The organism is Pseudoxanthomonas sp. J35, from assembly GCF_000513995.1.
GTDB lineage: Bacteria > Pseudomonadota > Gammaproteobacteria > Xanthomonadales > Xanthomonadaceae > Pseudoxanthomonas.
Genome location: NZ_AZVB01000003.1, coordinates 55,581 through 68,033 on the forward strand (window position 1 = coordinate 55,581; position 12,453 = coordinate 68,033).

Annotated in this window: 14 protein-coding genes; 1 reads left to right on the forward strand and 13 read right to left on the reverse strand. The window is 71.6% G+C overall.

The features are described 5' to 3' along the window. Positions 1–21: 21 nt before the first annotated feature. The 10 genes from PSEJ35_RS0103310 to PSEJ35_RS0103355 all read right to left on the reverse strand — a co-directional run bounded on the left by PSEJ35_RS0103310 (position 22) and on the right by PSEJ35_RS0103355 (position 8,373). Positions 22–1,407 carry an FAD/NAD(P)-binding protein gene (locus PSEJ35_RS0103310; RefSeq protein WP_028916555.1) on the reverse strand — a complete coding sequence of 462 codons (1,386 nt, stop codon included), beginning with the start codon at positions 1,405–1,407 and terminating at the stop codon, positions 22–24. Between the two features lie 47 nt (positions 1,408–1,454). After that, positions 1,455–2,870 (reverse strand): cardiolipin synthase, encoded by a 1,416-nt coding sequence (gene cls, locus PSEJ35_RS0103315; protein ID WP_028916556.1) that lies wholly within the window; start codon positions 2,868–2,870, stop codon positions 1,455–1,457. A gap of 134 nt (positions 2,871–3,004) precedes the next feature. Beyond that, on the reverse strand, positions 3,005–3,169 hold the full coding sequence (gene rpmG / locus PSEJ35_RS0103320) for a 50S ribosomal protein L33 (RefSeq protein ID WP_019398349.1): 165 nt from the start codon (positions 3,167–3,169) through the stop codon (positions 3,005–3,007). Between the two features lie 13 nt (positions 3,170–3,182). Continuing rightward, positions 3,183–3,419 (reverse strand): 50S ribosomal protein L28, encoded by a 237-nt coding sequence (gene rpmB / locus PSEJ35_RS0103325; protein ID WP_024869229.1) that lies wholly within the window; start codon positions 3,417–3,419, stop codon positions 3,183–3,185. A 578-nt stretch (positions 3,420–3,997) separates the two neighbouring features. Beyond that, the gene (locus PSEJ35_RS0103330) at positions 3,998–4,333 is read right to left on the reverse strand and encodes a lipid-A-disaccharide synthase N-terminal domain-containing protein (RefSeq protein WP_028916557.1); all 336 of its coding nucleotides are present in this window, start codon (positions 4,331–4,333) and stop codon (positions 3,998–4,000) included. Positions 4,334–4,337: 4 nt separating this feature from the next. Beyond that, a complete protein-coding gene (locus PSEJ35_RS0103335) occupies positions 4,338–5,060 on the reverse strand; it encodes a glycosyltransferase family 2 protein (protein ID WP_028916558.1) in 723 nt (240 codons plus the stop codon). 224 nt (positions 5,061–5,284) lie between these two features. Continuing rightward, positions 5,285–6,220: a ParB/RepB/Spo0J family partition protein gene (locus PSEJ35_RS0103340; RefSeq protein ID WP_028916559.1), complete on the reverse strand. Its 936-nt coding sequence runs from the start codon at positions 6,218–6,220 to the stop codon at positions 5,285–5,287. After that, the gene (locus PSEJ35_RS0103345) at positions 6,220–7,032 is read right to left on the reverse strand and encodes an AAA family ATPase (protein WP_028916560.1); all 813 of its coding nucleotides are present in this window, start codon (positions 7,030–7,032) and stop codon (positions 6,220–6,222) included. Before PSEJ35_RS0103345 ends, PSEJ35_RS0103340 begins: the two co-directional genes overlap by 1 nt. 60 nt (positions 7,033–7,092) lie before the next feature. Then, positions 7,093–7,731: a 16S rRNA (guanine(527)-N(7))-methyltransferase RsmG gene (gene rsmG, locus PSEJ35_RS0103350; protein ID WP_028916561.1), complete on the reverse strand. Its 639-nt coding sequence runs from the start codon at positions 7,729–7,731 to the stop codon at positions 7,093–7,095. A gap of 42 nt (positions 7,732–7,773) precedes the next feature. Then, positions 7,774–8,373, reverse strand: coding sequence for a 4'-phosphopantetheinyl transferase superfamily protein (locus PSEJ35_RS0103355; protein ID WP_028916562.1), 600 nt, complete (start codon positions 8,371–8,373; stop codon positions 7,774–7,776). Positions 8,374–8,502: 129 nt separating this feature from the next. On the opposite strand from PSEJ35_RS0103355, the gene PSEJ35_RS0103360 reads away from it, so the two are divergent. Then, positions 8,503–8,754 (forward strand): GlsB/YeaQ/YmgE family stress response membrane protein, encoded by a 252-nt coding sequence (locus PSEJ35_RS0103360; RefSeq protein WP_024869215.1) that lies wholly within the window; start codon positions 8,503–8,505, stop codon positions 8,752–8,754. 87 nt (positions 8,755–8,841) lie between these two features. On the opposite strand, the gene xth is transcribed toward PSEJ35_RS0103360, so the two are convergent. The 3 genes from xth to PSEJ35_RS15250 form a co-directional block, all read right to left on the reverse strand. Next, entirely contained in the window at positions 8,842–9,612 is a 771-nt protein-coding gene (gene xth, locus PSEJ35_RS0103365) for an exodeoxyribonuclease III (RefSeq protein ID WP_028916563.1), read from the reverse strand. 93 nt (positions 9,613–9,705) lie between these two features. Next, the gene (locus PSEJ35_RS0103370) at positions 9,706–11,271 is read right to left on the reverse strand and encodes an MFS transporter (RefSeq protein WP_051412457.1); all 1,566 of its coding nucleotides are present in this window, start codon (positions 11,269–11,271) and stop codon (positions 9,706–9,708) included. Positions 11,272–11,300: 29 nt separating this feature from the next. After that, entirely contained in the window at positions 11,301–12,362 is a 1,062-nt protein-coding gene (locus PSEJ35_RS15250; protein ID WP_084635422.1) for an SDR family oxidoreductase, read from the reverse strand. Positions 12,363–12,453: the final 91 nt, after the last annotated feature.

Sequence of the window (12,453 nt, forward strand, 5' to 3'; positions counted from 1 at the left end):
GTGTCGTGGCGCCGCGGGCGCTCAGGCCGCGGCGGCCTGCGCCGTGGTGAACGCGCGCGCGATGGCCTGCGCCTGCACGCGCAGTTCGGGCACGGCGATGGTTTCCCAGGCCTCGCCGATGCGCAGGCTGCCGATCACGCGCAGGTCCTCGTGCGGGCGGCCGTCGGCGTCGAGCAGCCGGCCCTCGGCATCGATGTCCAGGCCGATGCCGTGCGGACCCGGGCGCGCGTGGCCTTCGCCCAGCAGCTGTTCCAGCAGCGGGTTGCGCATGGCCTGGACGCGCAGCTCCAGGCCGGTGGCGTTGACCACGTGGTCGACGTCCAGCACCAGGCTGCGTCCGTCGCGGGTGCGCGCGGTCAGCTGCACGCAGCGCTGGCCGGCCACGGCCATGTCCAGGCGCGCGCGGTGCAGGACCAGGCGCCCGTCCGCGTACCAGTCGGCGAGGATCGCGCCGACTTCCGGGGCGATGCGGTGGCGGTGGATGTCCCAGTAGCGCACGGCGTGGCGCAGGAAGCGGCGCTGCTCGGCCGCGTCGAGCGAACGCCACAGTGCCTGGCCGTGCGGGCGCAGCCGTTCCATCACCGCCTGCCAGGGCAGGCCGCGCGCGGCTGCGTCGCGCATGCCCTGGCGCAGGCGGCGCAGGCGTTCGCGCACGCCCAGCGGATGCAGCGCGTCGACGTCGAAGGCCTCGTCCGCCGCGGGGTTGGTGGAGTGCGCGCGCGGCAGCATCGCGTGGCGCGAGAGCAGGTGGATGCGGCCGCGGTGGCCGTTGGCATCGAGGGTGAGCAGCACGTCGACCATGCTCAGGCCGGTGCCGACGATGCACACCTCGGCCGCCGGGTCGATCGCGGCGACGCCGGCGTAATCCCAGGCGTCGACCAGCCGCGGCCGCGCCAGCGCGCCGGAACCGCGCACCGGCAGCGGGCGCTGCGCATTGCCCACGGCCAGCACCACGCGCTCGGCCAGGGCCGTGCCCTGCGCCGAGGACAGGCGCCAGCCATCGGCCTCGCGGGCCAGGGCCTCGATCCGCCAGGGCAGGACTTCCAGCGAAGCCGGGCTGGCCTGGCGCGCGTCGTGCAGCCGGTCGGCCAGGTAGCGGGCGTAGTCGCGGCGCGGCGCGTAGCCATGGGCCAGCGCTTCGCGCGAGGCGCCGGCGTGCTCCGGACGGGCGGCGAACCAGTCCAGGAAGTCGGACGGGCGGTCCGGCAGCGCGCTCATCCGCCCGGTCGGCACGTTGAGCAGGTGCTCGGGCCGCTGGGTGGAGTAGGCGATGCCCTCGGCCAGGCGCGGCGCGGGCTCGAACACCGCGATCCGCAAGGGCGTGGCGGCCTGGCGCAGGTGCTGGATCGCGGCCAGCGTTCCGGCGGCGGCGCCACCGACGATCGCGATGTCGAAGCGGGGATGCATGGGTCGATTCTACCGGGTGGCTCCGTCGGGTGGCCCCGGGGAACCGCCTACATGAACGAGTCGGCCAGCCGGGCCAGGCCCTCCAGGCTGCGCTTCCAGGCCGGACGGCGCCGCCACTGTTCCAGCGACAGCTGCTCCGAATGGCGCAGGTAGTCCTCCTCGATCCGGTGCATCCGCCGGACCACCTCGCGGTCGTAGCACAGCAGCCCGATCTCGGCGTTCAGGGCGAAGGAGCGGATGTCCAGGTTGATCGAGCTGACCAGCGCCACCGAATCGTCCACGCTCAGGTGCTTGGCGTGCATGAAGTGCGGCCGGTACAGGGCGATCTTCACCCCGGCCTGGAGCAGCTCCTCGTAGTAGGACTGCTGGGCGAGGAACAGCAGGCGCTGGTTGTTGGTCGCCGACAGCACCAGCTGCACCTCCACCCCCGACAGCGCGGCGATGCGCAGCGCGCTGAGGGTGGCGTCGTCGGGCACGAAGTAGGGCGTGGTCAGCACCAGCCGGTGCTGGGCCAGGTGGATCAGCGAGGTCACCGTCTCGCCGGCGTTGCGGAACGGGTAGGCCGGGCCGCTGGGCAGCAGCTGCGCGGCCACGTCCTCCTCCTGGATCGGTCGCGCCGGCGAGACCTCCAGCATCTGCCCGGTTTCCAGGTACCAGTCGCTGGCGAACACCGCCTCCATGTGCGAGACGATCGGGCCGCGGCAGCGCGCGACCAGTTCGCGGTTCGGATGCCCCGGGACGAACACCGCCTCGGCCAGGTTCTGTGAACCGACGTAGCCGACGTGGTCGTCGATCACCGCGATCTTGCGGTGGTTGCGCAGGTCCATGCGGCTGCTGCGGCGCCAGCGCAGGCCGCCGGGCATCATCCGCTCCACGTCCACCCCGGCGGCACGCAGCTGGCGGGCGAAGCGCCGGTAGCCGCGCTTGGCCCCGATCGCGTCCAGCAGCAGCCGGCAGCGCACGCCGCGTCCGGCCGCGCGCGCCAGCGCATCGGACACCGCCTGGCCGACCGCGTCGTCGAACATCAGGTAGTACAGCAGGTGCACACGCACCCGCGCCGCGTCGATGTCGGCGACCAAGCGGGCGATCGAGGCGTCGTAGTCGTCGAGCAGCTCCACCCCGTTGCCGCGCACCGGCATGAAATCGCCCAGGCGCTCGACCAGCGGCGCGGTCTCGGCCGCAGCTCCGGTCGGCGGCGGCTGCCAGCGCAGCGCCCGCTGCGGCCGCTGGCCCTCGCGGATCGCCTGCGAGGCCTGGCCCTGGCGCAGCCGGCGCTGCCGCGACAGCCACGGCTGCCCGAGCAGCAGGTACAGCGGCAGGCCGACCAGCGGCAGGAAGAACACCAGCAGCAGCCAGCTGCGCGCGGCAGCCGGCGTCGAACGGGTCGGGATCCACCACAGCGCGGCCAGGCGGACCAGCCAGTCCAGCGCCAGCAGGAGGGTGCCGGTGGACCAGTCGCTCATCGGGACGCCTGCATGGCCGGGACCGGCCGATTCTGCGGGCAGGAGCGCTGCCGGCCAAGCCCGCCTCGGCCTGGCGGCGGGCAAAAGAAAAGCCCGCCGGTGGCGGGCTTTTCCAGAACAGCGGAGGCGACCAGTTACTTGATCTTGCCTTCCTTGTAGATCACGTGCTTGCGAACGACGGGATCGTACTTCTTGATCTCCATCTTGTTCGGCGTGTTCTTCTTGTTCTTGTCGGTGGTGTAGAAGTGGCCGGTGCCGGCCGAGGAGATCAGGCGGATCTTGTCGCGCTTGGATGCCATGGTCGATTACTCCTCAGATCTTCTCGCCACGCGCGCGCAGCTCGGCCAGAACGGAGTCGATGCCGTTCTTGTCGATGGTGCGCAGGGCAGCGGTGGAAACACGCAGCTTCACCCAACGGTTCTCGGAGGCCACCCAGAAGCGGCGCTCGTGCAGGTTGGGGAGGAAACGGCGGCGGGTCTTGTTGTTTGCGTGCGAGACGTTGTTGCCGGTCTGCACGCTCTTGCCGGTGACTTGGCAAACGCGGGACATACGCACCTCGAAAGGTCTGGTGTCGCCCATAGCCCGGGAGACGGCGGCCCCGCGACCGTTCCCTCGTGGGAATGGCGCACGCGATGCGGGAAGGGGTTCGACTGCGGTGGCGGCCCCGGATCGCGTTCCCGGGCTGCCGGTCCGGGTCACGGACGCAGCGAGCCGCGCATTATGCACGGCCAAGTGCCTGATTGCAACCGGGTTCCTTGCCGGGAGCCCGGACAGGCCCCCCCTCCCCGCTCCGGCCCGCGTCCATGGGCGGGAGCGCGACGGCACGCGCCAGTGGGCGCGCATGCCGCCTCACCCCAGAGGGCGAAGGGAGAAAAAACGAAGCCACGACCCGAACGCGCCCAAAGACGCGGTGGCGCGGGGGTATGTCGCAAGCGGCACATGGATGTGCCGCGGTCGCGCGTTGGAGCAGGACGCGGAACCGCGCGATGCGGCATACCCCCGTGCCGCCGCGGCTCCGTCCGAAGCCAGCCACCCCTGGAAGCCGACAGGCCTTTGCTCCTTCCAGACAGCACCGTGGTGAGCGAAGCCTGAGCCCGGGGATGTGGCCAGTGGCGCCAACGGACTGATTATTCCCGCTGCCGCCGCCAGCCCCGCAGGCGGATGTCCAGGACGAGGTTGTAGAGGGCCACGAAGCAGGGGAACAGGTTCTGCAGCACCCCCACCGAGTCCTGCTTGGCCGAGAACAGGAAGTAGCTGAGGGTCATCAGGCTGCCGGCCACGCTCATGTACCAGAACAGCCGTGGGATCACCGGCCGCCCGGCCCGGCGGGTGGCGACGAACTGGACCAGCCAGCGCGCGCCGAACATCAGCGCGCCGGTGTAGCCGATCAGCTTCCAGCCGGTGACGTGCAGGCCGCTCCAGGCCAGCCACTCCAGCTGCCGGTCGAGCAGGGGCAGTTCCACCATCTCAACGCTCCTCCACCGCCGTGCGGCGGCTGCGCGTGATCAGCCAGGCCACCCCGCGCAGGTCGCGGATGCCCACCAGCGCGCGGCCGAGATTGTTGTACTTGGACACCCCCGCCGTGCGCGGCCGGTGCGCCACCGGCACGCTCACCGTCTTCCAGCCCGCGCGCTGGACCAGCGCCGGCAGGTAGCGGTGCATGTGGTCGAAGTACGGCAGGTCGAGGAACACCTCGCGCTCGAACAGCTTGATCCCGCAGCCGGTGTCCGGCGTGTCGTCGCGCAGCATGCGCGCGCGGATCCGGTTGGCCCAGCGGCTGGCCCAGCGCTTGGAACCGGAATCCTTGCGGTCCACCCTCCAGCCGGCGAACAGCTTCACCTCCGCCGGCGCCGCGTCGCGCGCGGCCAGCAGCTTCGGGATGTCGGCCGGGTCGTTCTGGCCGTCGCCGTCGAGGGTGGCGATCCAGGCCCCGCGCGCGGCCTTGACCCCGTTGCGCACCGCGGTGCTCTGTCCGCTCTGCACCACGTGATGCAGCACCCGCAGTTCCGGCACCGCGGGCTTGAGCGACTGCAGCACCGCCAGCGAATCGTCGCGCGAATGGTCGTCCACGTAGACGATCTCGAAGGCGACGCGCCCGCGCAGCGCGGCGACGATCTCGCCGACCAGGGGCGCGATGTTGTCGCGTTCGTTGAAGACGGGAACGACGACGGAAAGCTCGGGAGGGGTCATGGCGTCGCTTGCAGGGGAGGGCATGCCGGGCTGGCGGCCGGATCCCGCAGGGCGGGAAGCCTGCCGCGGCTGCCTGCACCGCAGCGCCGCCGCGGCACGGCAGGGGGCGGCTGCATGGCGGGGCGGACAGCGATAGCGGCCGCGGACGGTCCCGCGCCGGCGCGGCATTGTCGCAGTCGCCGGATGAACGTGGAATACGGCACGCCCGGGGCCGGGCGGGCCGGTCAGGCCTGGCGGTTGCGCAGGCGTTCGAGCACGCCGTCCAGGGTGTCCAGGTCGGTGTAGTGGATCACCAGCTTGCCCTTGCCGCCGCGGCCGTGGGCGATGGCGACCTTGGCGCCGAGGGTCTCGGACAGCTCGGTCTCCAGCGCGGCGATGTCCGGCTGCTGGGTGCGCGCGGCGGCCTTGCGCGCGGCCTTGCCGGTCACCGGCACCTTGCCGGCGGCGAACTGCTGGGCGCGGTGCTCGACCTCGCGCACCGACCAGCCGTTCTCGGCGGCCTCGTGGGCCAGCTTGCTGGCCAGCTCCGGCGACAGGGTCAGCAGGGCGCGGGCGTGGCCCATCTCCAGGCGGCGGGCCTCGACCAGGGCGCGGATGGCCGGCGGCAGGTCGAGCAGGCGCAGCAGGTTGGACACCGCCGCGCGCGAACGGCCGACCGCGGCGGCGGCCTCGGCGTGGGTCAGCGAGAACTCGTCGATCAGCCGCTGCAGGGCCTGGGCCTCTTCCAGCGGGTTGAGGTCCTCGCGCTGGATGTTCTCGATCAGCGCCATGGCGATGACCGTGCGGTCGTCCAGCTCGCGCAGGACCACCGGCACCTCGGTCAGGCCGGCCAGCTGCGAGGCGCGCCAGCGGCGTTCGCCGGCGACGATCTCGTACTGGTCCGGGCCCAGCTCGCGCACCACGATCGGCTGGATCACGCCCTGGGCCTTGATCGAGGCCGACAGCTCCTCCAGCTTCTCCGGATCCATGTCCCGGCGCGGCTGGTACTTGCCCGGCTGCAGCTGGCCCACCGGCAGCGTGCGCAGCACGTCGCCCGGCTGCGGCTGCTCGATCTGCTCCGGCAGCGTGGCCGCCGGCGATGCGGCGGCGGCCGCGGCGCCCTTGGGGCCGAGCAGGGCTTCCAGTCCGCGGCCCAGGCCGCGCTTCTTCGCCGCACTCATCACAGTGCCTCCGCCGGGACGGTGGCGGTGGCGCGGGCGGCGCGTTCGCGCTCGGTCTGGCGCCGGATCACCTCGCCGGCCAGGCCCAGGTAGGCCACGCCGCCGCGCGAGGCGGCGTCGTAGCCGACGATGCTCTGGCCGTGGCTGGGCGCCTCGGCCAGGCGCACGTTGCGCGGCACGATGGTGCGGAACACGCGGTCGCCGAAATGCGAGGTCAGCTCGGCCGACACGGCATTGGCCAGGTTGTTGCGCACGTCGAACATGGTCCGCAGCACCCCTTCGATTTCCAGGCCCGGGTTGAGCCGCTGGCGCAGCGCCTCGATGGTTTCCATCAGCGCGCTCAGGCCTTCCAGCGCGTAGTACTCGCACTGCATCGGCACGATCACCGAGTCGGCGGCGGTCAGCGCGTTGAGGGTCAGCAGCGACAGCGCCGGCGGGCAGTCGATGATGATGAAGTCGTATTCGCCGCGCAGCGGTTCCAGCGCGGCCTTGAGCTTCTGCTCGCGGTCGTCCAGCTCCATCAGCTGGATCTCGGCCGCGGTCAGGTCGATGTTGCCGGGCAGCAGGTCGAAGCCTTCGGCCGTGGCCACCCGGATCGAGCGGGCGTCGCTCTCGCCCAGCAGCAGGTCGCAGGTGGAGGACTCCACCTCGCGCTTGTCCACGCCGCTGCCCATGGTGGCGTTGCCCTGGGCGTCGAGGTCGACCAGCAGCACGCGCTTGGGCGCGCGCGCCAGCGCGGCGGCAAGGTTGACCGCCGTGGTGGTCTTGCCTACGCCGCCCTTCTGGTTGGCGATGGCGATGATGCGGGCCATGGGTGCTCTGCCTCGGGGACGACGGACGCGCTGGGTCCGGAGCGGGCCATTATGCGGATTTCACGCCGCCCGGCCCACCTCGACCAGGTGGCGCTCCGCCTCCAGCCCCGGGACGACCAGCGGATGCACCGCCAGCGCGGCCCATCCGGCCGGCAGCGCGGCGATCTCTTCGGCCGGATAGACGCCTTTCATCGCCAGCAGCCGGCCGTGCGGGGCCAGCAGGTGGCCGCCGACCTCGAGGATGCCGGCGAGGGTGTCCAGGGCGCGGGCGGTGAGCTGGGCGTAGGCGCCCGGTTCGGCCACTGCCTCCGCGCGCGATTCCAGCACCCGGGCATTGCCCAGTTTCAGCTGGCGCACGGCCTCGCGCAGGAACCGCGCCTTCTTGCCGTTGCTCTCCACCAGGGTGACCTGCAGGTCCGGGCGGACGATCGCCAGCGGGATGCCGGGCAGCCCGGGGCCGGTGCCCAGGTCGGCCAGCGCGCCGGGCTGCACGAACGGGTGCATGGCCAGCGAGTCGAGCAGGTGGCGGGTCACCATCTCGTCCGGGTCGCGGATCGCGGTGAGGTTGTAGGTGCGGTTCCAGCGCAGCAGCAGGGCCAGGTAGTCCAGCAGCGGCGCGGCCAGGGCGCGGTCCAGGCCCAACGCGGCCAGGCCGTCGTCCAGGCGCTGGCGCAGGGCGGGGGAGAAGGGGGGTTCCATGGACGGATTATCGCCGATGGGGCGGCGACCCCGCGGCCCGGCTCAGCGCGGGCGCCAGGCCAGGGCGGCCAGGTAGCCCGGCTCGGGGTTCCATTCGTGCAGGTGCCATTCCGAGGCGTGGCCCAGCTCCGGATCGCTGGCCAGCAGGCGCAGCGGGGCGTCGGGCGCGTCGTCCTCGCTGCCGAACTCCAGCCGGTGCAGGCCGAAGGCCAGGCCGCGGCCATGCGCTTTCAGCACCGCTTCCTTCGCGCACCACAGGCGCAGGAAGGCGAGCTCGCGCCACGGCCCGTCGAACGACTGCAGGCGCCGCGCCTCGCGCTCGGTGAAGTAGCGCCGCGCCAGTTCCAGCGCACGCGGGCGCGGACGCTGGCGCTCCAGGTCCACGCCCAACGTGACGCCGTCGCCGACCGCCAGCAGCAGGCGTTCGCCACTGTGGCTCCAGCCGGCATCGCGTTGCGCATGCGGCGCGAGCAGGCGCGGGCGCCCATGCACGTCGCGCTGCAACGGCAGTGGCGCACCGGGCGCACCCAGCCATTGCGCGAGCAGGTCGCGCACCTGCGGCTCGCCGCGCAGGCCCTGCACGTGCGGCAGCGCGTGCACCTGCACCGGACCGAACCGCCATTGCGCCAGTGGCGTACTCACGCGGCGGCGTTCCTTTTGCTGCACCTGCGGAATACCGGATATACGGCCGCTTCACGCCATGGCGCGTCTGATGGCCGCGCACACCCCGCCAGCCGGGGTGAACTTCGCGGAACCAAGGAGACGGACAGCATGGGCATCATCATCTGGTTGATCGTGGGCGGCATCGTCGGCTGGCTGGCCAGCCTCATCATGCGGCGCGACGCGCAGCAGGGCATCCTGCTCAACATCATCGTCGGCATCGTCGGCGCGGTGCTGGCAGGCTGGATTTTCGGTGGCGGCATCAACGAGGCCATCACCATCCGCACCTTCCTGTTCTCGATTGTCGGCGCGGTCATCCTGCTGGCCATCGTCAACCTGTTCACCCGCGGCCGGGTGCGCTGACCCGGCGCGACGCCTGCGACGAGGCGACGGAGGCCCGGCCCTGGCCGGGCCTTCGTCGTTGTGGGGCCGGCCAGGCCGATTGCAAGCTCAGCCGGCCAGCTCGATCCAGGCCGGGGCATGGTCGCTGGGGCGCTCCCAGGTGCGTGGCTCGCGGTCGATGCCGGCGGCGCCGACCCGCGGGCGCAGCGCTTCCGAGACCAGGGTCAGGTCGATGCGCAGGCCGAGGTTGCGGCGGAACGCGGCCTGGCGGTAGTCCCACCAGCTGAAGATCCCGCCGTCGCCGTGCAGGACGCGGAAGCCGTCGTGCAGGCCGACGCGCAGGATGTCCTGCAGTGCGGCCCGCTCGGGCGCCGAGGTGAGGATGTGGTTGTCGTTCCACACCTCCGGGGCGTGCACGTCGCGTTCGTCCGGGGCGATGTTGAAGTCGCCCAGCACCACCAGGTTCGGATGGGTGCGGATCTCCTGCTCCAGCCAGGCACGCACCGCGGCCAGCCATTCCAGCTTGAACTCGTACTTGGGCGTGCCGATGTCCTGGCCGTTGACCACGTACAGGTTGACGATGCGCACGTCGCCGACGGTGGCGCTGATCGCGCGCTTCTGCTCATGGTCGAAGCCCGGCACGCCGATGACCACGTCGCGCGGCTCCTCGCGGGAGAGGATCGCCACGCCGTTGTAGGTCTTCTGCCCGGAGAACACGCTGCGGTAACCCATCGCTGCCAGCGCGGTGTCCGGGAACTTGTGGTCCTCCAGCTTGGTTTCCTGCAGGCCGACCACGTCCGGGTTGAAGGCGCGCAGCCACTGTTCCAGGTGCGGCATGCGCACGTTGAGGGAATTGACGTTCCAGCTGGCGATCTTCACGGGGGACGGCGACCTGTGCGGATGTACGGTGGCGCCGCGGCAAGCTGCGGCGCATGGGCGGTCTATTTCAGCACACGCTGGCGCGGGGCGCCCTCAGGCGTCGGACGCCTCGTCCAGCGCCGCATCCGGCGCGGCTTCCGTTGCATCCTCGCCCTCGCGCATCAGCTTCGCCGCCATCCACGCGGCCAGCAGCATCGCCGCGGCCCCGAACACGGCCACCGCACGCATGGCGTCGGTGAAGGCGGTGCGCGCGCTGTCGCCGAGCGCCGCGCCCGCGGCGCCGCCAAGTTCGCCGGCCACGCCGATCGCGCCGCCCAGGGTGGCCAGGCTGCGCGCGGTGGCCGCCGCGTCCAGCTCCGCCGGCATCGCCGGGCCCAGCCACAGCCGGAACAGCACCATGCCGGCGCTGCCGAGGACGGCGATGCCGAGGGCGCCGCTCAGCTCCGCGCTGGTTTCCGACAGCGCCGAGGCGGCACCGGCGCGTTCGGGTGGCGCAGTGGTGATGATCAGTTCGTTGCCGACGGTCATCACCGGGGCCAGGCCGATGCTCATCGCCAGCATGCCGCCGATCAGGATCCACAGCCCGTAGGGCGGCACCACCATCGCGGTGATGCCGAACCCCACCGCCGCCAGCAGCAGGCCACGCACCATCACCTGCCGCGCGCCCCAGTAGCGGGCCAGGCGTGGCGCCAGCAGCGACCCGACAGTGAAGCACACCGACCACGGGATCGTCGCCACGCCCGCCTGCAGCGGGGTCAACCCCAGCACCAGTTGCAGGTACTGGGTCATGAAGATGTATACGCCCATCATCGACAGGCCGGTCAGCGAGTAGGCGACGATCGAGGCGGTGAACGCGCGGCGGCGGAACAGGGCCACGTCGAGGAACGGATACGGCAGGTGCCGCTGCCGGCGCACGAACAGCACGCCCAGCACGGTGCCGGCCAGCAGCGCCGCGATCCCGCGCCCGTCCGCGCCGTACTCGGCGATGCGCTTGAGTCCGTAGACCACGGCCAGCACGGCCAGCAGCGACTGCACCATGCTCGCCGGATCGAGCTTGCCGGCGTCGGGATCGCGGTACTCGGGCAGCAGCTTCGGCCCCAGCACCAGCAACAGCACCATCACCGGCACCGCCGCCAGGAACACCGCGCCCCACCAGAACCACTGCAGCAATACGCCGCCGACCAGCGGCCCGATCGCGCCGCCCACCGAGAACGCGGCGATCCACACGCCGATGGCGAACTGCCGCTCGTGCTCGTCATGGAACATGTTGCGGATCAGCGACAGGGTCGACGGCGCCAGGGTCGCGCCGGCCACGCCGAGCAGGGCGCGCATGGCGATCAGGGTTTCGGCCGTACACGAGAACGCCGCCACCAGCGAGGCGATCGCGAACGCGGCCGCCCCGACCAGCAGCAGTTTGCGGCGGCCGATGCGGTCGCCCAGCGTACCCATGGTGATCAGGAAGCCGGCGACGAGGAAGCCGTACACGTCGACGATCCACAGCAGCTGGCTGGCGGTGGGCTGGAGTTCGGCGCTGATCGCCGGCAGGGCGAGGTTCAGCACGGTCAGGTCCATCGCATAGACCAGGCAGGGCAGGGCGATGATCGCCAGCCCGATCCATTCGCGGCGGGTGGCCTTGGCAGGTGTGGGAGCGTCGGTCATGGGGCAGCCGGAATGCACGCGTCATCCAGTCAGACGGATGGGAAGCGTGATTCTCGACCGGTCCGGACTCCGATTGACATGCCTTTTGCGTGACATTCCGCCGGGCACAGGCGCATCGGCTGCGCACCGGGCCCGGCGGGACCGGGTCGGCACGTCCGCAGGGCGCACCGTCGGAACGGGGTGGAAGGCCGGCCATACTGCGCGGAGAGGCGCCGTCCGTCGCCGTACACGTGCCCGGCTTCACCCGGGTGGTAGAGCGTGCCCTCGGGCACCTGCGGCGGGCGGTCTTCCTGCTGCCGGTCCGCGTACTTGGCCGCCATCCGGTCGGCCAGCTTCGGCAGCATCCGGGCCATGAAGGAGTTCATCTTCGACATGGCCCCGACCTTGTAGTCGCGTCCACCGCGCTCGGCGGCTGTGAGGATGGCCTCGGCGACCTGGAAGGGGTCGATCTGCGGATCCGGCAGCTTCGGTTCCTGCGGCAGGTAGTTGCGCGCGCGGTGCGGATACGGCGTGTTCACCGCGGTCGGCTGGATCAGGGTCACGCTGACCGGGCTGTCCTCGACTTCCTCCACCTCCACGCGCAGCGCGTCGGTGAAACCCTTGACCGCGTGCTTGCTCGCCGAATACATGCCCTGCAGGGGCACGACCGCGTCGGAGACCTCGCTGCCGACGTTGACCGGTGCGCCCCGGCTGCGGCGCAGGTGCGGCAACGCGGCGAGACTGCCGTTGACCACGCCCCAGAAGTTCGTGTCGAACAGGCGGCGGCTGTCTTCCTCGCTGACTTCCTCGAGCCTGCCGTAGATGGCCACGCCCGCGTTGTTGATCCAGGTGTCGATGCGGCCGAAGCGCTCGATCGCCACCGTCGCGGCGGCTTCCACCGCGTTGCGGTCCGCCACGTCGGCCACCACCATCGTGGCCCGGCCGCCTGCGCTGGTGATCTCGTCCACCGTGTCCTGCAGCGTCCCGCTGCTGCGTGCCACCAGGACGAGGCTGGCCCCGCGCTCGGCGGCCTTGAGTGCCGTGGCCAGGCCGATGCCGCTGCTGGCGCCGGTGATGACGATAACCTGCTGGTCGAGGGGTTGGTGCTTCATGGCGCGCTCCACGGCTGGGTAGCCCACCCTAGGTGCGCGCATGTAAAGCGGGTGCGGCGTGGCGGTTAACGCCAGGCCAAGGGCAGGTGAT

Bases quoted from the DNA above. Each gene is read 5' to 3' on its own strand.
- rpmB (WP_024869229.1), bottom strand. From the start codon at position 3,419: ATGTCCCGCGTTTGCCAAGTCACCGGCAAGAGCGTGCAGACCGGCAAC.
- PSEJ35_RS0103310 (WP_028916555.1), bottom strand. From the start codon at position 1,407: ATGCATCCCCGCTTCGACATCGCGATCGTCGGTGGCGCCGCCGCCGGA.
- rpmG (WP_019398349.1), bottom strand. From the start codon at position 3,169: ATGGCATCCAAGCGCGACAAGATCCGCCTGATCTCCTCGGCCGGCACC.
- PSEJ35_RS0103340 (WP_028916559.1), bottom strand. From the start codon at position 6,220: ATGAGTGCGGCGAAGAAGCGCGGCCTGGGCCGCGGACTGGAAGCCCTG.
- PSEJ35_RS0103360 (WP_024869215.1), top strand. From the start codon at position 8,503: ATGGGCATCATCATCTGGTTGATCGTGGGCGGCATCGTCGGCTGGCTG.
- rsmG (WP_028916561.1), bottom strand. From the start codon at position 7,731: ATGGAACCCCCCTTCTCCCCCGCCCTGCGCCAGCGCCTGGACGACGGC.
- PSEJ35_RS15250 (WP_084635422.1), bottom strand. From the start codon at position 12,362: ATGAAGCACCAACCCCTCGACCAGCAGGTTATCGTCATCACCGGCGCC.
- PSEJ35_RS0103370 (WP_051412457.1), bottom strand. From the start codon at position 11,271: ATGACCGACGCTCCCACACCTGCCAAGGCCACCCGCCGCGAATGGATC.
- PSEJ35_RS0103335 (WP_028916558.1), bottom strand. From the start codon at position 5,060: ATGACCCCTCCCGAGCTTTCCGTCGTCGTTCCCGTCTTCAACGAACGC.
- PSEJ35_RS0103345 (WP_028916560.1), bottom strand. From the start codon at position 7,032: ATGGCCCGCATCATCGCCATCGCCAACCAGAAGGGCGGCGTAGGCAAG.
- cls (WP_028916556.1), bottom strand. From the start codon at position 2,870: ATGAGCGACTGGTCCACCGGCACCCTCCTGCTGGCGCTGGACTGGCTG.